19 protein-coding genes and 2 pseudogenes are annotated in these 18,823 nt (G+C 59.6%); 13 read left to right on the top strand and 8 right to left on the bottom strand.

Going from position 1 to position 18,823, the window contains the following annotated elements:
• Positions 1–53 precede the first annotated feature (53 nt).
• Together BR48_RS0110240 and BR48_RS0110235 are read left to right on the top strand one after the other, a co-directional pair.
• Positions 54–674 carry a lysophospholipid acyltransferase family protein gene (locus BR48_RS0110240; RefSeq protein WP_036813659.1) on the top strand — a complete coding sequence of 207 codons (621 nt, stop codon included), beginning with the start codon at positions 54–56 and terminating at the stop codon, positions 672–674.
• Entirely contained in the window at positions 667–1,605 is a 939-nt protein-coding gene (locus BR48_RS0110235; protein ID WP_027231219.1) for a phosphatidate cytidylyltransferase, read from the top strand. The genes BR48_RS0110240 and BR48_RS0110235 overlap by 8 nt, the downstream gene beginning before the upstream one ends.
• A 2-nt stretch (positions 1,606–1,607) precedes the next feature.
• Here the strand turns inward: BR48_RS0110235 and BR48_RS0110230 are convergent, their stop codons facing one another.
• The gene (locus BR48_RS0110230) at positions 1,608–2,762 is read right to left on the bottom strand and encodes a fumarylacetoacetate hydrolase family protein (RefSeq protein WP_027231218.1); all 1,155 of its coding nucleotides are present in this window, start codon (positions 2,760–2,762) and stop codon (positions 1,608–1,610) included.
• 222 nt (positions 2,763–2,984) lie between these two features.
• Here BR48_RS0110230 and BR48_RS0110225 point away from each other — a divergent pair, with 222 nt between their 5' ends.
• The 3 genes from BR48_RS0110225 (at position 2,985) to BR48_RS0110215 (ending at position 6,788) form a co-directional block, all read left to right on the top strand.
• Positions 2,985–3,866 (top strand): DMT family transporter, encoded by an 882-nt coding sequence (locus tag BR48_RS0110225; protein WP_027231217.1) that lies wholly within the window; start codon positions 2,985–2,987, stop codon positions 3,864–3,866.
• A 96-nt stretch (positions 3,867–3,962) separates the two neighbouring features.
• The gene (locus tag BR48_RS0110220) at positions 3,963–4,766 is read left to right on the top strand and encodes an SDR family oxidoreductase (protein ID WP_027231216.1); all 804 of its coding nucleotides are present in this window, start codon (positions 3,963–3,965) and stop codon (positions 4,764–4,766) included.
• A gap of 213 nt (positions 4,767–4,979) precedes the next feature.
• Positions 4,980–6,788, top strand: coding sequence for a chloride channel protein (locus tag BR48_RS0110215; protein ID WP_036813655.1), 1,809 nt, complete (start codon positions 4,980–4,982; stop codon positions 6,786–6,788).
• On the opposite strand, the gene BR48_RS0110210 is transcribed toward BR48_RS0110215, so the two are convergent.
• Both BR48_RS0110210 and BR48_RS0110205 read right to left on the bottom strand, forming a co-directional pair.
• Complete coding sequence (locus BR48_RS0110210) at positions 6,785–7,633, bottom strand: aldo/keto reductase (RefSeq protein WP_027231214.1); 849 nt, start codon at positions 7,631–7,633, stop codon at positions 6,785–6,787. The two genes, BR48_RS0110215 and BR48_RS0110210, sit on opposite strands and share 4 nt — an antisense overlap.
• A gap of 47 nt (positions 7,634–7,680) precedes the next feature.
• Positions 7,681–7,986: a hypothetical protein gene (locus BR48_RS0110205; protein WP_091948001.1), complete on the bottom strand. Its 306-nt coding sequence runs from the start codon at positions 7,984–7,986 to the stop codon at positions 7,681–7,683.
• 183 nt (positions 7,987–8,169) lie between these two features.
• Here BR48_RS0110205 and BR48_RS0110200 point away from each other — a divergent pair, with 183 nt between their 5' ends.
• Positions 8,170–8,745: a winged helix DNA-binding protein gene (locus BR48_RS0110200; protein ID WP_027231212.1), complete on the top strand. Its 576-nt coding sequence runs from the start codon at positions 8,170–8,172 to the stop codon at positions 8,743–8,745.
• 11 nt (positions 8,746–8,756) lie between these two features.
• Here the strand turns inward: BR48_RS0110200 and BR48_RS0110195 are convergent, their stop codons facing one another.
• Positions 8,757–9,677, bottom strand: coding sequence for a sensor domain-containing diguanylate cyclase (locus BR48_RS0110195; RefSeq protein ID WP_036813652.1), 921 nt, complete (start codon positions 9,675–9,677; stop codon positions 8,757–8,759).
• Positions 9,678–9,749: 72 nt separating this feature from the next.
• Entirely contained in the window at positions 9,750–10,433 is a 684-nt protein-coding gene (locus BR48_RS0110190; protein ID WP_081815812.1) for a UdgX family uracil-DNA binding protein, read from the bottom strand.
• Positions 10,434–10,473: 40 nt separating this feature from the next.
• Between BR48_RS0110190 and BR48_RS0110185 the strand changes: the two genes are divergently transcribed.
• Positions 10,474–10,758, top strand: a complete 285-nt coding sequence (locus tag BR48_RS0110185; RefSeq protein WP_027231209.1) for a DUF3175 domain-containing protein — start codon at positions 10,474–10,476, stop codon at positions 10,756–10,758.
• Between the two features lie 9 nt (positions 10,759–10,767).
• Complete coding sequence (locus BR48_RS0110180) at positions 10,768–11,094, top strand: hypothetical protein (RefSeq protein ID WP_027231208.1); 327 nt, start codon at positions 10,768–10,770, stop codon at positions 11,092–11,094.
• Here the strand turns inward: BR48_RS0110180 and BR48_RS0110175 are convergent.
• Entirely contained in the window at positions 11,088–12,068 is a 981-nt protein-coding gene (locus BR48_RS0110175; RefSeq protein ID WP_027231207.1) for an SDR family oxidoreductase, read from the bottom strand. The two genes, BR48_RS0110180 and BR48_RS0110175, sit on opposite strands and share 7 nt — an antisense overlap.
• Before the next feature lie 189 nt (positions 12,069–12,257).
• Here BR48_RS0110175 and BR48_RS0110170 point away from each other — a divergent pair, with 189 nt between their 5' ends.
• The 3 genes and pseudogenes from BR48_RS0110170 to ftsZ all read left to right on the top strand — a co-directional run.
• Positions 12,258–13,538 (top strand): sorbosone dehydrogenase family protein, encoded by a 1,281-nt coding sequence (locus BR48_RS0110170; RefSeq protein WP_228019356.1) that lies wholly within the window; start codon positions 12,258–12,260, stop codon positions 13,536–13,538.
• 85 nt (positions 13,539–13,623) lie between these two features.
• Positions 13,624–14,037: a DoxX family protein gene (locus BR48_RS0110165; protein WP_027231205.1), complete on the top strand. Its 414-nt coding sequence runs from the start codon at positions 13,624–13,626 to the stop codon at positions 14,035–14,037.
• Positions 14,038–14,203: 166 nt separating this feature from the next.
• Positions 14,204–15,190, top strand: a pseudogene (ftsZ, locus tag BR48_RS24265) (cell division protein FtsZ); the annotation flags it as partial.
• A 155-nt stretch (positions 15,191–15,345) separates the two neighbouring features.
• On the opposite strand, the gene BR48_RS0110155 reads toward ftsZ, so the two are convergent.
• Together BR48_RS0110155 and BR48_RS0110150 are read right to left on the bottom strand one after the other, a co-directional pair.
• Positions 15,346–16,140, bottom strand: coding sequence for a membrane protein (locus BR48_RS0110155; RefSeq protein WP_027231204.1), 795 nt, complete (start codon positions 16,138–16,140; stop codon positions 15,346–15,348).
• 23 nt (positions 16,141–16,163) lie between these two features.
• Entirely contained in the window at positions 16,164–16,427 is a 264-nt protein-coding gene (locus tag BR48_RS0110150) for a hypothetical protein (protein ID WP_027231203.1), read from the bottom strand.
• Positions 16,428–16,714: 287 nt separating this feature from the next.
• Between BR48_RS0110150 and BR48_RS25815 the strand changes: the two are divergent.
• Both BR48_RS25815 and BR48_RS24260 read left to right on the top strand, forming a co-directional pair.
• Positions 16,715–17,391 (top strand): annotated as a pseudogene (locus BR48_RS25815) (response regulator transcription factor).
• Positions 17,378–18,802, top strand: a complete 1,425-nt coding sequence (locus BR48_RS24260) for an ATP-binding protein (protein WP_051614864.1) — start codon at positions 17,378–17,380, stop codon at positions 18,800–18,802. Before BR48_RS25815 ends, BR48_RS24260 begins: the two are co-directional and overlap by 14 nt.
• The last annotated feature ends 21 nt before the right edge of the window (positions 18,803–18,823 follow it).

The following is an 18,823-nucleotide window of genomic DNA, read 5'->3' as shown; positions in this document are numbered from 1 at the left end:
TGGATAAACCTGGGGAGACGTTCGGTAAGCATGTCACGCGGCGCACCGCCGCCATGGTCCTTGCCGGCCTGTCGCGCGCAATTACCGGCGTGCGGCCCATCTGGCAGGGCTGCGCACCCTCGGGGCGGCAGCGCATCTATTTCGCCAACCATGCCAGCCACGGCGATTTCATTCTGCTTTCGACGTGCCTCCCGCCGAAGGAGCGTGCGCGGACGCGCGCCGTCGCGGGCGCAGACTATTGGCGCAAGAACCGCGTCCGCCACATCCTTGCCCGCGATCTTCTCAATACGGTGCTGGTCGAGCGCAATTGGGTGGAGCGGGCCGAAGATCCGATGGTCATCATGCTGGATGCCCTCGCCGATGGACACTCCCTGATCATCTTTCCCGAAGGTACGCGCAACATGACCGAGGAACCGTTGCTGCGCTTCCGCTCAGGTATCTACAATCTTGCCCTGGCTCGCCCCGACGTTGAGCTTGTCCCATGCTGGATCGAGAATATGTCCCGCGTGCTCCCCAAGGGCGCGTTTCTACCGGTCCCTCTATTGTGCCGCGTCGTTTTCGGCACGCCGGTTCAATTGGAGCCAGAGGAGGATCGCCACGCCTTCCTGGCGCGCGCCCGCGATGCGCTTCTGGCGCTTAGTCCCGAACAGCAGAGGGCTCTCGATCATGGTTGAAGCAGCCTGGCTGTTTCTCGGCCTTCTTGCCGTCCTCACTGGCGCAAGCGCCATTGCCACCGCCCTGTCCTGGAAAAGCCGGCGGAAAGGTGACGTGCTGCCGGACGCCCTCGCCAATCTCAACTCGCGCATCAAGGCGTGGTGGATCATGGTTGGCGCGATCTCCGTCGCCTTCTTATTCGGCAAGGGCGGTGTCATCCTCCTGTTTGCCTTCGTGTCCTTCGCTGCCTTGCGCGAATATGTGACGCTCACCCACACGCGGCGCGGGGATCACTGGATCCTAATCGGCATGTTCCTCGTGATCATCCCCGTTCAATATTATCTGCTGTGGATCGAGTGGTACGGCCTGTTTGCAATCTTCGTGCCGGTCTACTGCTTCCTCGCCATGCCTGCCCTGACGGCAATTTCGGGCGACACCGCGCGCTTTCTAGAACGTGTCAGCGAACAGCAATGGGGCATTATGCTATCGGTCTATTGCATCAGCCATGTTCCGGCGCTGCTCACGCTGGCGATCCCCGGCTTTGCCGGCAAGGGATTGCTGCTCATCGCCTTCCTTATAGCCACCGTGCAAGGCAGCGATGTCCTGCAATATGTGTTCGGCAAGCTCTTCGGCCGGCACAAGGTCGCGCCGAAGGTTTCGCCTTCCAAGACCTGGGAAGGGCTCATCGGCGGCATAGCCAGCGCTTCGCTGCTTGGCGCGGCGCTCTACTGGCTGACCCCGTTCACGCCGGTCCAGGCCGGGCTGATGGCTGCTCTTGCCTGCATCATGGGCTTCTTCGGCGGGCTCGTCGCCTCCGCGATCAAGCGGGATCGCGGCGTCAAGGATTGGGGCCACATGATCGAGGGCCATGGCGGCATGCTCGACCGCGCGGACAGTCTCGTCTTCGCCGCGCCGGTCTTCTTTCACTTCGTCCGATACTTCTGGACCTAGCGCTAGAGAAGTTCCGCCCTGGCGAGATCGCGCAGCAGATGGCTTGCCCCATAGGTCCACGGCGCACATTCGGTCGAGAGCCGCACCCGGTTGGACAATGTCCCAAGCGAAGGCGTGGATATCGAGACGATATCGCCGAGCTTATGGGTGAAGCCCTTGCCCGGGCCGTCGCGGTCCTTGACCGGAGCGAACATGGTGCCGAGGAAGAGGACGAGGCCATCCGGATACTGATGGTGCCGACCGATCGTCGCCTCAACCAGCGATTCTGGCTTGCGCGAAATCTTCGCCATGTTGGAATGCCCGTCGAGCACGAAGCCATCCTCGCCCTCGACCCGCATGCTGAGTTCGGCGGCTTTGACGGTTTCGAGTGTGAACTCGCCATTGAAGAGCCGGACGAAAGGTCCGACGGAGCCGGACGCATTGTTGTCCTTGGCCTTGCCGAGAAGCAGCGCTGAGCGACCTTCGACATCGCGCAGGTTCACGTCATTGCCAAGCGTCGCACCGACGATCTGGCCGCTGCTGGCAACCACGAGCACGATCTCCGGCTCGGGGTTGTTCCAGCTTGAGATTGGATGGAGGCCGACGTCCGCACCGAAGCCGACCGTCGACATGGGCTGCCCCTTGGTGAAAATCTCCGCATCCGGCCCGATGCCGACCTCGAGATACTGGCTCCAGACGCCGCGTGCAATCAGCGCCTCCTTCACCTGCATCGCAGCGGGCGAGCCCGGCACGATTTGCGACAGATCCGCGCCAATAAGGCCGAGTACCTCTTCGCGCAGCGAATCCGCCCTGGTCTTGTCGCCCTTCGCCTGCTCTTCGATAACACGCTCAAGCAGCGAGGCGACAAACGTCACACCGGACGCCTTGACCGCCTGCAGATCGATGGGTGACAGCAATGCCGGGTGGGCCGGATCGAACGTGCCGGACCAGCTATTGGCAAGGACGGCATCGACGGCGCCGATCCTGGTACCTTCCACGCCGGTAACATAGCTTGCGGGTTCGGCCATCTCGCATATGTCGCGCACGGTCGGGCCAGCCTTGTCGGTGATGTCATAAACAATGCCATCTCTGATTGTGACGATCCGGGGGTGGTCGTAGCCAGGAATTTTGGCTCGTCCGAGAAGGACGCCGGAGGTTGGGACGATGGCATTTGACATGATCGATTTCCTGGATGTTTCGGATTGACGGAGTGGAATGGCATCCTCTCCCTGGACTGCTTGCCCGCATTTATGCGGGAGGAGTGCGCTCCAATCAAGACCAGCCCGACGCTCGTCCGGGCCGCTCTGTCAGGAGACCGTGGACGGGCTTCCAATATATCTTGTCATTTTGTGCGAACGCGCCACTAGTACGCGCAAGGGCAAAAGACAACCGGGGCGTGTGTGAACAGGGTAGCGGAATATCGACTGGGATTGATCCTGGTTACTGCATCCGCAGTGGCCTGGAGCCTTGCCGGGTTGTTCACGCGCGCGATCCCGCTCGACAGCTGGACGATCCTTGCCTGGCGGGGTATTTTCGGCTCGATCGGCATTGCCGTTGCCATGATGCTTTTTGAAGGTGGGATCGCCTGGAAGAGCTTCCGCCATATGGGTCGTCCCGGCTGGCTTTTCGTAGCGGTCTCGTCGCTGGGCATGGTGTTTTTCATAACCGCGCTCAAGGAGACGACCGTGGCGCATGTCGCGGTCATCTATGCGACAATCCCTTTCGTCGCCGCCGTCGTTGCCTGGCTGGCCATGGGCGAGCGCTCGACCCTGCGCGCGATCGTCGCGAGCATCGCCGCGATGGGTGGCGTCATCATCATGGTCGGGCTCGGGACGGAGGGCAGCCTGTTCGGCGATCTGCTGGCATTCGGCATGACCCTCTGCATGGGCGTGCTGATGGTCATCGTGCGCCGGTCTCCTGAAATCTCGGTCATGCCCGCCGCCTGCGTGTCGGCCCTCCTGAGCTCGCTCATCTGCTGGCCGCTTGGCAATCCCCTGTCGGTCTCCGCACACGACCTCCTCCTCATCGCCATGTTCGGCATCCTCGTTTCCGCCGTTGGGCTAGCCTGCTTCACGCTTGGCGCAAAATGGCTTCCACCCATAGAAACCGCCCTTATCGGCTCGCTCGATGCGCCTCTCGCACCTTTCTGGATCTGGCTCGTATTTAACGAGGCTCCGAGCAAAAGCACGGTTATCGGTGGCTCGATCGTTTTTGCCGCCGTGGTCGCCAACGTTCTGGCCGGAACAAAGAAAGGGCCGACACCTGCTAATTCTGTCACCTAACAGCGGTGTCCTAAAACGTGGCTTATATGACATTTAGGCCGTGGCCGTTCAGTTGTATTCTTCCTCCAGTCACCCAGACATGGAAGGAACCATGACATGACCATTCAATCAGACAAGGGCACGGCGCTGATCACTGGCGCATCATCGGGCATCGGCGCGGTATATGCGGACAGGCTTGCACGCCGCGGCTATGACCTCATTCTCGTGGCGCGCAATCGCGACAGGATGACAAGCCTTGCTTCGCGCCTGACCACCGAAACGGGGCGGAGCATCGAAGTGGTTGCCGCCGATCTTGGCGACGACAGCGGAATTGCGAAGGTCGGGGCCATTCTTGCCAGCGATGCGAGCATAACCATGCTCGTCAACAATGCGGGCGTCGGCGCAACGGCACCACTGCTCGAATCCGATCCGGCTGAAATGGACGCGATGATCAAGCTCAATGTGGTTGCATTGACACGGCTGACGGAGGCCGCAGCGCCAAAATTCGTCGCACGCGGCAGCGGCACGATTATCAATATCGCCTCGATCGTCGCCATTGCGCCGGAAGCGCTCAACGGCGTTTACGGCGCGACCAAGGCTTTCGTGCTCGCCTTCAGCCAGTCCCTGCATCACGAACTCAACGACAAGGGCATCCGTATCCAGGCCGTGTTGCCCGGCGCCACGAGCACGGAGTTCTGGGCGAACGCCGGCCGGCCGGTTGAAAACCTGCCGAGTGCCATTGTCATGACCGCGGCCGACATGGTCGATGCGTCCTTGGCCGGCCTCGACCAGGGCGAACTCGTCACAATTCCGGCCTTGCCCGACATTGCCGACTGGAATGCCTTCGAGGGTGCCCGGCAAGCATTGCGACCCAATCTCTCGCATCGGGAACCGGCGGCGCGCCTCTTCGCCCGGGCTTAAGGCAACTAAACCCAAATAGCGAATATCCGTTGAGCCGGCTGCTACAAGGCGGCCGGCTCTCATTGCATGAATCGCATCACCAAAGGTTGAGCGCTACCAATTCCCGGCGTTTTGTGCCAACTCATTGACACAATGGATGTATAACCCGCTTCGCAACGCGCACATTCGCACGCTCTCCCGCCTTCGGGAGGTTCACGCCAACACGGTCCGCTCATGGGATTACGTCCACTTTATCGCAAGCTGGCACTGCGCCGATTGGGCGTGTTCTCGATTTTCCTTGCCCCGAGCCGGCTGCGGGCCTTCGCACGCAGCACCGAACTTGGCCTCGTCCTTGCAGCCGCTGTCGTCGGTGTTGTTTCTGGTTGGACGGTCACGGCCATGAGCATGATCGCCCAAGGTATGCACCAGATGATTTTTGGTCTCGAGGCCGGCGAGCGCCTTTCGACGATCGTCACGACCAATACGACCACTTTGTTCATCGCGCCGATTTTCGGCGGCGCTCTCATGGGCCTCGTGCTGCTCGTTCTCACCCGCTACCGCAAGCGGCCCATGGTCGACCCCATCGAGGCGAATGCGCTGCATGGCGGCAGGCTGTCGCTCAATGACAGCCTGATCGTTGCTGCACAGAATTTGATCTCGAACGGCTTCGGTGCATCGGTGGGGCTCGAAGCCGGCTACACACAGCTTGCCTCAGGACTTGCGTCGAAGATCGGCCTTTCGCTCAAGCTGCGCCGGTCGGATCTGCGCATCCTTGTCGGCTGCGGGGCGGCGGGAGCGATTGCGGCAGCATTTAATGCGCCGCTCACCGGCTCGTTCTACGCCTTCGAATTGATTATCGGCTCCTATACCATCCTCAGCCTTGCGCCCGTGATTGTGTCGGCGCTGATCGCCAATGTCGTTGCCAGAGCCCTGTCGGGTGACAATTTTGTCATCGACATCGGCCATTTCGGCGCGGTCGTACCGGCAGACTACCTGCCAGCCATGTTGCTCGGCATCTTTTGCGCACTCGCCGGCATTCTCCTGATGAAGGGCGTCTCTTTCGTCGAGGAAATGGCACGCAAGAGCTTCATTCCACCAGCGCTCAGGCCCCTCCTCGGCGGCGCCATCGTCGGCCTCCTCGCCCTCGTCACACCGCAGGTGCTGTCGGGCGGACATGGCGCCCTGCACCTCAATCTCGACACGACCACGACGATTGCCGCATTGGTCGGCCTGCTGTTGCTCAAATCGCTGGCTTCCGCGATCTCCATCGGATCGGGTTTCAGAGGCGGGCTTTTCTTCGGCTCGCTGTTCATGGGAGCCTTGCTCGGCAAGCTCTTTGCTTATTCGGCGCCCTATATTTTTGCGCACGCGACGCTGACGCCGGTGATCTACGCGGTCGTCGGAATGAGTGCGCTTGCCGTCTCGGTTATTGGCGGCCCCCTGACGATGACGTTCCTCGCCCTCGAGATCACCGGCGACTTTCCAATAACGGTCCTCGTTCTCGCCGCGGTGACCGCAGCGTCGCTGACGGTACGCCATACGTTCGGCTACTCCTTCGCGACCTGGCGTTTCCACCTGCGCGGTGAGAGCATTCGCAGCGCCCATGACGTCGGCTGGATTCGCAACCTCACGGTCAACAAGCTCATGCGATCCGATGTTCGCACGGCGCCAATCGAGCAGACCATCCGCGCATTCTGCCGTGACTTTCCATTGGGTTCGACGCAGCGGGTGATCATCGTCGATGACACCGGCAAATATGCCGGCATGGTCCTCGTGCCCGAGGCGCATGCGGGCCTGACCGAGAACGCCGACGAGGACCTGCCGATTGCCGGTCTCATCAAATACCGCAACGAATATTTGCAGCCGCAGATGAACGCCAAGCAGGCGGCAGCGATTTTCGACAAGACGGAGAGCGAAGCGCTTGCTGTCGTCAACGATCTCGTCGAGCGGCGCGTCATCGGTCTCCTGACCGAAAGCCACTTGCTGCGTCGATACAGCGAAGAACTCGACCGGCAACGCCGCGACGTATCGGGAGAGATTTAGAGCATGGCAAGCCGCTGTTTGCGCTGCGGCGGCGGGAATGCGCTGTCCAGAACTGCGAGGTGCTCTGCCGAGAGCTTGAGGTCCAGAGCCTTGCGGTTATCGCGGATGTGTTGCGGCGTGCTGGACTTCGGAATGGCGATAACGCCTTCCTGATTGATGACAAATGCAAGCGCCACGACCGCCGGCGTCGTCTCATACGCCTTGGCAATCTTGGCAAGCGCAGGATGCCCCAACATGCGGCCCTGCTCGATGGGGGAATAGGCCATGACCGGGATCGTTCGGTTTTGGCAGAATGGCAGAAGGTCGAATTCGATGCCGCGCCGCGTCAGATTGTAAAGCACCTGATCGGCGGCAACGGCGCTTCCGCCGGAAACATCGAAGAGTTCTTCCATGTCGTCCGTGTCGAAATTGCTGACGCCCCACGCGCGAATCTTGCCCGTCTCAATCAGTTCCTCGAAGGCTGCGACTGTGTCGTGCAGCTTGTATCCGCCGCGCCAGTGCAGGAGATAAAGATCGATCGTCTCGCATTTCAGCCGCTTCAGGCTACGCTCGCAAGCGGCAATCGTTCCCTTGCGCGAAGCATTGGACGGCAGCACCTTGCTGACGATGAATACCTCGTCGCGCCGTCCGGCGATCGCCTCGCCAACGATTTCCTCCGCGCCGCCATCGCCATACATTTCCGCAGTGTCGATCAGCGTCATGCCAAGATCGATACCGAGGCGAAGCGCCTCCACCTCTCTTTGCGCCTGGCGCCTATCCTCGCCCATGAACCAGGTGCCCTGGCCGAGAACAGGTACCTTCTCGCCAGAAGGCAGCGATGTCGTCCTGATATCCGAATGCTTCATTGTTCAGTCCTGCAAGACCCGATGACGGCCCAGTCCAGCATCGATCGTCAACCGGTGCAAGGGCCTGTCGGACCAGCACGCATGTCGCGCAGCCGCTCCGCAGCCGACGCCGCGAGGTCGGTGAAGATGAGATCGAGGTCTTCAGCCACCTGGTAATAGGATTCGGGCAGGTCTTCGCCTTCCATCTCCGACCGGATTTCCTCCATGCTGTGCGCATGGCTTTCAAGGAACTTGTAGAGTTCCGACATCTGTTCGAGCGAAAGTGATTCGTGCGCGAGCATCTTGGGAATTTTCTTTCCCAACACCGTGGCCAATTCGTTCTTCTCCCGCAGAACGTTCAACCAGTTTGCCAACTATTTTTATTCCTCCCATGAGGAGCGTCGCAGAGGACCGTTTCCACATCAACTAATCCTTTAGTACTATTTATGCCTTCTAGTCCTCGCTCTTTTCTGTTAACCTACCCCGCGTAATTTCCCCCTTCGCACATGCGAATTACCGTTTTCCACCGCCTGGTACACTGATTTCAGGAGCACCTAATGATCTCGCATTTGCTGCACAATCTCGTCGAAGCCGACCCGGCCAAGGAAGGCGAGGACAGCGTTGACGCGGTAGACGCACCACGACGCAAACGCACGCCTTCGTCCTCTTCCGCATTCACCCACTTCGAATTGGGCCGTACGCTGGAGCGGGCCAATCGCCGCTTCGCCACATTCCTGCAGGCCGAGATGTCCCGCCTCGGCGTGCGCGAAATCGGTCCTGCCCATGCGATGCTGCTCCTGACGATCGGGAATGACGAACTTTCCGTAGGCCAGCTCATGGATCGCGGGCCCTATGGCGGCACCAACCTTTCCTATTACCTGAAGCAGCTCGGCGAGTGTGGCTATGTCGAGCGCATTCCGTTGCCGCGCGATCGCCGCACGATCCGAGTGCGCCTGACACAAAAGGCGCAGGATCTGTGCGCCGACCTGACGGAAATCACCGAAAAATATCACCAGCTGGTGGCTGGCGACCCTGAGAACATGCGGCGGATGGAGATAGCGTTCGAAACGCTCGACAGGTTGGAGCGGGCTTGGGCGACGGCTGCCATTTTCGGATCTCCTGACGAGCGGTAGAACTGCCACCCTCAGATGGCGACGATACGGTCCCGCCCGTCAAGCTTGGCCTGATATAGCCCCTTGTCGGCCCGCGCGAATGCATCCTGGGCAGTGTCGCCCGGCTTCAATGCCGTCATACCTGCCGAGCACGTATAGGAAACCTCCGGATATGACGGAAGCGGCCTCGAGGTGCGAATCTTGCTGAAGACCCGTTCCAGGATCGCCAGGCCATTTTCAATATTGGTATCCGGCAGAATGAACATGAACTCTTCGCCTCCGATCCGGCCGAAACAATCAAGTCGCCTGACGAACGAGTGCCCATGCCGGGCAAAATCGAGCAGGACCACGTCGCCCGACTGATGGCCGTAGCGGTCGTTGATCGATTTGAAATAATCGATATCGAGCACGGCGATACAGCCGATATCAATACCAGGCGCCGGTGTCTTGCCCGCAAGCGCCTCAAGCCTTGTCATTATGAAGCGCCGGTTGGCGATCCCGGTGAGTTCGTCGGTTTGCGAGGCGCGCAACGCCAGATCACGATCCTGCCGAAGCCAGCGGTCGTCGGCGCGCAGTGGGGTAATGTCGCTGGCGATACACAGCATCCAGCCATTCGATTGCACTGTCTCGGTCATCCACAGCCATCGACCGTCGGCGAGATCCGTTTCGAACGAGCGGAACGCAGTCTTGCCACGGCGTGACTGGGTCGAGCGCAACCACTCTTCGAAGTCGGCCGTCTTCAAGACGGTCCCGACGCCGGCGAGGAAGTTGCGCCGCATGATTTCGCCCCAGCTCAACTGCTCGTCAGGGGTAAGGTGATAGGCGGCGCGAAAACTCTTGTTTGCGTAGCGCAGCACATCGTCTTCGTCATAAACGGCGACCAAGGCGAGGCTTTCCGTCTGCAGCGACAGAAGATTGTCGAGAATTGCGTCTGCTCGCTTCGAAGAATCCATGCTCACCTGAATCAATCACGGCACGGGAATACAACTAACCCGAATCCCGCCTGACCGGAACAGATAGTTGCATCAGGTAGCAAGCGCCTTGATTGCCGAGAGGTCCTTGATGAACGCCTTTTTCTCGGCCGCAGCATCGGCCCGATCGCGAATTCGCAGGATATAGGACGGATGGATGGTTACAAGCACCGGCGGAAACATCGTCGTTTCAACGACCTTGCCGCGATCACGCATGACACGCACCGAACTGCCGAGTAGTGCCGATGCCGCGGTGCCGCCGAGCGCGACCACTATTTTCGGATGGATCAGCCGCAATTCATTTCTGAGCCACCAGGAGCAGGCCTCGATCTCCCCGCCGTTAGGCTTGGCATGCAGGCGACGCTTGCCGCGTTGCTCGAATTTGAAATGTTTGACGGCATTGGTGACGTAGCATTGATCGCGATCGACCGCCGCTTCCTCAAGGCACTGATCGAGAACCAGACCTGCTGGCCCGACGAAGGGCCTACCGGCCAGATCCTCCTTGTCGCCGGGCTGTTCGCCAACAAGCACGATCTTGGCACGCGAGGGACCTTCCCCGAAGACAGTCTGGGTCGCATACTTGTAGAGATCGCAGCGCCGGCAGTGGTCGGCTTCCGCCTTTAACTCAGATAACGAGTGTGCGTCCGGCGTCTCACCCTCGGTGATGTATCTGTCCATGGCGCCGTAACGCGTGAAAGAATTGCGTGGTTCCACGGCATTGGGAACCAATCCTGCCATCTCCGGTTGAATCTCCAGCGCAACAGTCAGGAGTACTGCAATGGCCAGGACAGCCAAGAAGAAATGGTCGCAAGACGTCACAGAGCATAGCGATGCGCTGGATCTTGAAGCGAATGTTTTCGAACAGAAGGACCCGCGCAAGATTGCGCATTCGCTAAAGCAATCGGCGGAACAATCGGATCGCAGGAAATCGAGCCCCTACCGTTCTGCCATGTCGATGCTGACCTTTTATATCAACCGCGCCGGCAAGAATCTCCCCGAGGCGCAAAAGCACATTCTGGAGCAAGCCAAGGGCGAGCTTCGCAAGGAATTCGGGCGAGACTGAGAGGGTTCAATCATGGAAAAGGCGACGATTGCGCGTATCTGGCGTGGCCGCACGCTGCCGCACATTGCCGATGAGTACGAGGCCTATAATTTCGAGGAAGGGATCAGACCGCTAATCGAAAAGGCGCTGTGGGTGCAGACACTGCGCGAGGATCGCGAGCAAGAAACCGAATTCATGACGATTTCCTATTGGGAAAGCATTGAAGCGATGTCACGGTTCACCGGCAGCGATCCGAACAGCATTCACCATCTTCCACGCGACAAGGATTACCTGATCGAGCTTCCCGATGCGGTTCAGATTCTCGAGATCCGCACCAGCAATGGCCGATCTCAGTAGCCGCCTATGATCGGCAGGATCTCGCCGGTGATATAACTTGAACATTGAGGCGAGGCGAGAAAGACATAGGCGGGGGCAATTTCCTCGGGTTGGGCCGGCCGCATCATCGGCGTGTCGCTTCCGAATTTCGAAACGTCAGCCGCTTCCTTATCGGCAGGATTGAGCGGCGTCCACACCGGGCCCGGCGCCACCGCGTTCACCCTGATGCCCTTGGACAGCAAATTGCCCGAAAGGGCCCGCGTAAAGGCGTGAATACCGCCCTTGGTCATCGAGTAATCGAGGAGGTTCTTGCTGCCTCTGATCCCGGTCACCGAGCCGGTATTCACGATCGCCGAACCCGGCTTCATCTTGGGGGCCGCAGCTTGCGCCAGGAAGAAATAGCCGTAGAGGTTGGTGCGGATCGTCTCGTCGAAGTGCTCCTCCGTGAGTTCGTCGAGCGCGTCGGTGTGGAGTTGAAACGCTGCATTGTTGACCAGAACGTCGAGCGCACCGAATGCTTTCACGGTTTGCTCGACCGCATCCTTGCAGAATTTCCGGTCTCGCACGTCGCCGGCCATCACCAGGCATTTCCCGCCTTCCTTCTCAACCAGCGCCTTGGTCTTTTCGGCGTCGGTGGGCTCATCGACATGAATGATGGCTACATCTGCGCCCTCGCGCGCAAACAACACAGCAACGGCCCGCCCGATTCCTGAATCGCCGCCGCTAATCAGGGCTGCCTTTCCTTCGAGCTTGCGTGAACCGAGATAATAGGGCGCGTCGTACATCGGCTCCGGTTTGAGCATGGACTCCGTTCCCGGTTTTGACAGATGCTGTTTTGGAAACGGCGGGACCGGGTAGGCGCGCGCTCCCGTCTGAGGTATCTTTTTTTCTTGCCCCGAGCCGGATTTTTTGGCCTTCGTATCGGCCCTTTTCTGGATCGCCCGCTGCCGTTCCGCCGTTTGCTTGCCCTTATTGGATCGAGCAGTCTGGGCCATTGCTTTTACCTCCGCGCCTTCGGGTGAAGTTGTGAGTAAATGCCACGAATTGGTGATCGGTTCCCTCACCGAACCGAAACGCTTGTTCCGCGTTACTGTGCTAGGTTCGCTCGCGCGGCAGCGCTCTTGTGGCAGGGAAAGAACATGAAGCAATCACGGCAGCTACTCTCTGGAATTTTTATGGCGGCGATGGTCGCGAGCGCTGGAGCGCTTGCCCAGACGAGCGCAAATTACGCCGTGGGCTATGGGCCTGATCCCGTATTACCGGAACCCGATACTGCACTCGTTCCGACGATCAATGTTGCAAAGACCGATCCCTGGCCGCAAGGGACTGCACCCCAGGCCGCTTCGGGGTTGAAGGTCGGCGCTTTTGCCAGCGGCCTCGACCATCCACGCTGGCTTCACGTTCTTCCGAATGGCGATGTGCTCGTTGCCGAGACCAACGCGCCTCCGGCCCATGATGAAGGGTTCAGCATCAAGAAGTGGATCATGGGCTTTTTCATGAAGCGGGCCGGAGCGGGCGTCGAAACACCGAACCGTATCATCGTCTTGCGCGATACCAACCACGACGGTGTGGCCGATACCAGGGAGAATTTCCTTGAAGGCTTGAATTCGCCCTTCGGCATGACGCTTTCAGGCGGCAAGCTTTACATTGCCAACACCGATGCGATCGTCGCTTTTCCTTACAAGGACGGTGAAACCACGATCAAGGCCGAACCGGAAAAGATCGTCGATCTGCCAGGCGGGCCGATCAACCATCATTGGACCAAGGATGTTATTGCGAGCCCCGACGGCAAGAAGCTTTATGCCACCGTCGGCTCGAACAGCAATGTCGGCGAGAACGGCATCCCGGCAGAGCAAAATCGGGCGGCGGTGTTCGAAATCGATCTCGCCAGCAGGCAGAGCCGGCTCTTTGCGTCCGGACTGCGCAATCCCAACGGCCTTTCCTGGAATCCCGATGACGGCAGGCTGTGGGTCGTCGTCAATGAACGCGACGAGCTCGGCAACGATCTCGTGCCGGACTACATGACCTCGGTCAAGGATGGCGCTTTCTACGGCTGGCCCTACAGTTATTTCGGCCAGCATGTCGATACCCGCGTTAAGCCGCAAAATCCGGATCTTGTGAGCAAGGCGATCAAGCCGGATTATGCGCTTGGCGCCCATACGGCATCGCTGGGCCTGACTTTCTACACCGCGTCGTTGCTCGGACCCGAGTACAGGAACGGTGCCTTCATTGGACAGCACGGCTCGTGGAACCGCAAGCCGCGCAGCGGCTACAAGGTGATCTTCGTGCCGTTCAAGGACGGAAAGCCTCAGGGACCGCCGAAGGATGTGCTGACCGGCTTCATCAATGCAGAGGATAAGGCAATGGGGAGGCCCGTGGGCGTTGCGGTCGACAAGGCCGGAGCACTGCTTGTGGCAGATGATGTCGGCAATACGATCTGGCGAATTACTCCAACCGCGAAATAGCCGCACAAAATTTTTGCTGCGCTGTCGGAGGCTTGCCCTGGTGAACGTCCTTGGCGGGAACACCAACCTGCGAGGCAAAAGCCACATGCAAACGATTGTAGAAGCCGCTCCCGTATCGAACACGGCCGTCTGGGCCGGCCGCGTCATGAGCGGTCTGATCATCCTCTTTATGCTCTTCGACAGTGGCATCAAGCTCATTCCGCTCGATATCGTCATCCAGACCTGCGCCGAACTCGGGCTTCCGACAAGTGTTGGCTTTGCCCGCGGCCTCGGCATCCTCGGCCTGATTTGCACGATACTTTACGCCGTTCCGCAAACCTCCGTTTTCGGCGCGATCCTGCTCACCGGCTACATGGGCGGCGCAATTGCGACGCAGGTTCGGGTTGGTAACCCGTTGTTCAGCCACCTGCTCTTCGGGGTCTATCTCGGCCTCATTCTTTGGGGCGGGCTTTACCTGCGTGATCCGCGCCTGCGCGCAATCCTACCGTTTTCGCGCTGAAGCGCTCCGCGCGACCCCGATAAGACGTGCATCGGGGTTGCGCCGAATCGCCGTGTCTGATTCTTTGCACATGTTCCGGAGCATGATTTTTTGATTCGCCGCCCTGCCGGAATTCAAAGCCGCAATTGAATGTGCGGCGGGCAGATCAGCACACGAAGGAACCAGGATGTCCATCAACCTCAGAAAGCCGGAAATTTCCGAGATGAAACCCAACATCACCGTGTTCGGTGTCGGTGGAGGTGGTGGTAACGCGGTCAACAACATGATCCGCGAGAAGCTTGAGGGAACGGACTTCATCGTCGCCAATACCGACGCGCAAGCCCTGACAATGTCCAAGGCCGAGCGCCTGATCCAGCTCGGTGCGCATGTCACGCAAGGACTGGGCGCCGGCTCCGCCCCGGAGATCGGCCGCGCCGCCGCCGAGGAATGCATCGACGAAATCATGGACTACCTTTCCGGCACCCATATGTGCTTCGTGACCGCCGGCATGGGCGGCGGTACGGGAACCGGTGCGGCGCCGGTTATCGCCAGGGCAGCCCGTGCTGCCGGCATCCTGACGGTTGCAGTGGTCACCAAGCCCTTCACCTTCGAGGGCACACGGCGCATGCGGATGGCCGAAGAGGGGATGAAGGAGCTTCGCGCCAGCGCCGACACGGTCATCGTCATCCCCAACCAGAACCTTTTCCGCGTGGCGAACGCCTCGACCACATTTGCTGACGCTTTCGCCATGGCCGACCGCGTGCTTTATTCGGGCGTCGCCTGCATCACTGACCTGATGGTGCGCGAAGGCCTCATCAATCTTGATTTCGCCGATGTGCGTTCCGTGATGCGCGATATGGGCCGCGCCATGATGGGCACGGGCGAAGCAACGGGCGAGGAACGGGCAAAGACCGCCGCGGAAGCTGCCATCGCCAATCCGCTGCTCGATGTCGCCTCGATGAAGGGGGCGAAAGGCGTCCTCGTCTCGATCTCGGGCGGACGCGACATGACCCTCTTCGAAGTCGATGTCGCAGCCTCGCGCATCCGCGAGGAAGTCGATGACGAAGCCAACATCATTCTCGGCGCAACGTTTGACGACGCGCTCGAAGGCGTATTCCGCGTGTCGGTCGTCGCGACCGGCATCGACCAGGACGATGCAGCGGCGGTCGAAACCGCAGCGGCGGCGATGCATGAGGCAAGTCCCTCGGTCATGCCGTTCCTGCGTCGCCAAGGCTGAAGACAACCAACCCGATCCCAAGTCATGAGCCGCTCATGTCGTATGCGAATGCGACATGAGCGGCTCATATTTATGCTGACTTTCGGCGTACCCTACGTTCGACGCTCCGCTTCATCAAGGCCGTAGTCGCGCTGGTAAACCACACTCATATAGATAACGATCGCGATTATGCAGCCAAGGAACAGGATGCTCGTCACAACGGTACCGAAGCCCAAGCGGCCATATTCGACCGGCTGGGACAGGAAATCGCCCAATGACGCACCGAGCGGCCGGGTGAAGATACAGGCAAGCCAGAAGGACAGGATGGCGTCTAGGTTGAGGAAATAGTAGCTGACGGCGACCAGAGCGATGATCGCCCCGAATATGACGCCGGTCGTCACAAAGCCGAGTTCGAATTTCTCTGCGACCAGATCGCCTGCGGCGGTTCCGAGGGCAAAGGTGAACAGTATGGCAAGCCAATAGAATGTCTCGCGCCGCGTCGTAAAGATCGAATGGATGGAAAGCGTGCGTTCGGTCCCGTACCAGATCGCAAAAGTTGCGATCAGCGCGGCAGTAAAGACGATGGTGGTCACTTCCAGCGGGACCTTGAAGTTGTCGACGAGATTATCCGTGATCAACGTTCCGACGATGCTGATGAGCACGACCGCGCTCCAGTACGCCCACGGAACATATCGCTTCTGCATGAACTGGAGGATGAGGGCGACAGCGAGAACAGCGGTCATGATCAGCGATGTCGCCATCAATCCGAGACCGAGGTTGACGGCGAGGTAATCGGCAGCCGTCTCGCCCATTGTGACGGCCATGAGCTTGATCAGCCAGAAATCGATTGTGACCTCAGGAACCCGGTTGAAATTCTGCTTCCCGTTGGTGCTGGTGAGATTTGTCATGGCAATCACTCCTCACGCCATTTCTAGTTGCCGAGGACCTTGAGGGCCTGCGTGAAGAATTCATCAGCCCGCTTGTCGTCGTCAGCGTTGCAGCGCTCGACGCCCTTGGCTTCAAGAACCTGCACCTTTGCCTTGTCGGCATCGCTGAGTTTTGCAGTCGTCATTTTAGCGCGAACGTCCTTGAGCATGTCTTCGCAAGGGACCGGCGCCTGGGCATGGCCCGGCGATACGGCAAGTCCGGCAACGAAAAATGCGGCGACGAGCGAGAGTGGAAGGCGTTTGTTCATGGCTGGTCCTTTCGGGTGAGAACATGAAGGAGGCATTTGATCCTCCCTCGCCTTCACTCCTAGCCAGCTGGCAATACGCGCGCCTTGCCCCCAACATACAAATTCGTAAGAAAATCAGCTCGAAAGACGGACCGCAGCTTTTCACTTTTTTACAAAAGCGTAAGGGCGCGGCAAGACCCGCGTGAACTTTCCGGCTTAATGGTGTTCGCGACGCCATCGGAAATGCGGACAATGACATCCATAGACGATGATCTAAACTTGCGTTGGTGCGAAACGGAAAACCCAGCATGCGCATTTTGATCATCGAAGATGACAGGCAAACATTCGAATTCATCGTCAGGGGCTTTACCGAATCCGGGCATGTTGCCGAAGTGATCTCGGATGGGCGAACGGCGCTCGCACACGCGACGGGGGAAGGCTACGACGTCCTTGTCATCGACAGAATGATCCCCGGGCTCGATGGCCTCTCGCTGGTAAAGGCACTGCGCGCCGCCGGCGTGAAGACGCCTGTGATTTTTCTCACCTCCGTTGGCGGCCTTGACGATCGCGTGGAAGGGCTCGAAGCAGGCGGCGACGACTATCTCGTCAAGCCCTTTGCCTTTTCCGAGCTTGCCGCGCGTGTCAATGCACTCGCTCGCCGGCCACCGTTTCAAGCCGAGCGGAATGTCATCGCCGTGGATGATCTCGAACTTGACCTCCTGCGACGGGTGGTCAAGCGCGCGGGCAAGGTGATCGACCTCCAGCCACGGGAATACCGGCTCCTCGAAGTGCTTGCGCGCAATGAAGGCCGCATCCTGACCCGACCATGCTGCTCGAACGCGTCTGGGATTTCCATTTCGACCCGAAGACCAGCGTCGTCGAGACACATATCAGCCGGCTGCGCACCAAGATCGACAAGCCTTTTTCCTATCCGCTGCTTCACACGATCCGCAACACCGGCTACAGCCTGCATGCGCCGCGTTAACCTTCTGAAGAGCACTCCATTCCGGCTCGCCCTCATCGTGGCGGCGCTGTTCATCAGTTCTTTTCTGGTGGCGGGGTTCGTGACCTATCAGTTGCTCAAGAGCGAACTCGCCGCCCGGCTGGACGCCACGATCCAGGACACCTATTCCGTACTCGCAGATGCCTATGGCGACCATGACGTCACGGATCTCGTCGAGGCTGTCGCCAGTCACGCCAACTCTACGTCCGGCCATGATGCTGTCTATCTGCTGCGATCCAGCGAGGGGCAGCGCCTGTCGGGAAACATTGCCCAGGCGGACGTTCCCTCCGGCTGGTCAACAGTCGACGGCACGGTATTAGGCCTTGCACCCGGTATGGACTACCGGGTCTATTCCAGCGCTGTTGACGAACAACCGCTGGTCGTGGGACGCAGTTTTCAAGAAAGCCGCGAGTATCAGGAGATCGTTCGCAGCAGTTTTGGCTGGGCAACGATCGCCGTTCTGGCTCTCGCCGTTGCGGGCGGCGCATTGTTGGCCTACCGCGTGCAGCGGCGGCTTGAGTCCATCGCCACGACGATGCGCGACATAGGTTCGGGTAAGCTCGAAGCCAGAATACCCCTCGTCGGCAATGGCGACGATGTCGATGTGGTATCGGCTCAAGTGAACGATGCGCTCGGCCGCCTTGCCGCCCTTGTCGAAGGAATGCGGCAGGTGAGTTCCGACATTGCGCATGACCTCAAGACCCCGCTGCATCGTTTGTCGCTCACCATAGACCAGGCAATCGACAAGACCGCGTCAGGCGGCGATGGCAGTGCGGAGCTCGTTCAGGCCAAGGAAGAAAGCAACCAGATCAACGCAACGTTTGACGCGCTTTTGCGCATCGCCCAGATTGAGGCCGGCGCGCGTCGCGCGCGCTTTCGGCCCCTCGATCTCCAGCGTTGTGTTGAAACGATTGCCGAAATCTACTCCGAGGTTGCGGCCGATAACGGCCAGGAACTCACCTTGCGCGGTCAAAGCCATCAGCCGGTGCTGGTTGACGGCGACGAGGAACTGCTGGTCCAACTCCTGGCCAACACCTTCGAAAACGCCATCCGGCATTGTCCGCGAGGCACGGCAATTGAAATCGGCGTTGGTCAAACCGGCAGCGGCGTGAAGGTTGAAATCGCGGATAACGGACCGGGAATACCGGAGAGCGAAAGGGAGCGGGTGTTTCAGCGTCTTTATCGCCTCGACAAAAGCCGGACGACGCCCGGAACCGGTCTTGGGCTTAGCCTTGTAAAGGCCATTGCCGATCTCCATCACGCCAGAATCGAACTGCTCGATAATCGCCCTGGCTTGCGCATCGCAATCGAGTTTCCTCTCCTCACGTCCGCTACGGACCCGGCTCGTCAGTCGGCCCGTTCCGCGATCGACCCGAAGGGCTTTCAATCGTGACTTCCGTCCTGCTACGCAACA

This window comes from Phyllobacterium sp. UNC302MFCol5.2 (genome assembly GCF_000686005.1).
In the GTDB taxonomy this organism is placed as follows: Bacteria; Pseudomonadota; Alphaproteobacteria; order Rhizobiales; family Rhizobiaceae; genus Phyllobacterium; species Phyllobacterium pellucidum.
This window is presented reverse-complemented; position numbering and strand designations above follow the sequence as displayed.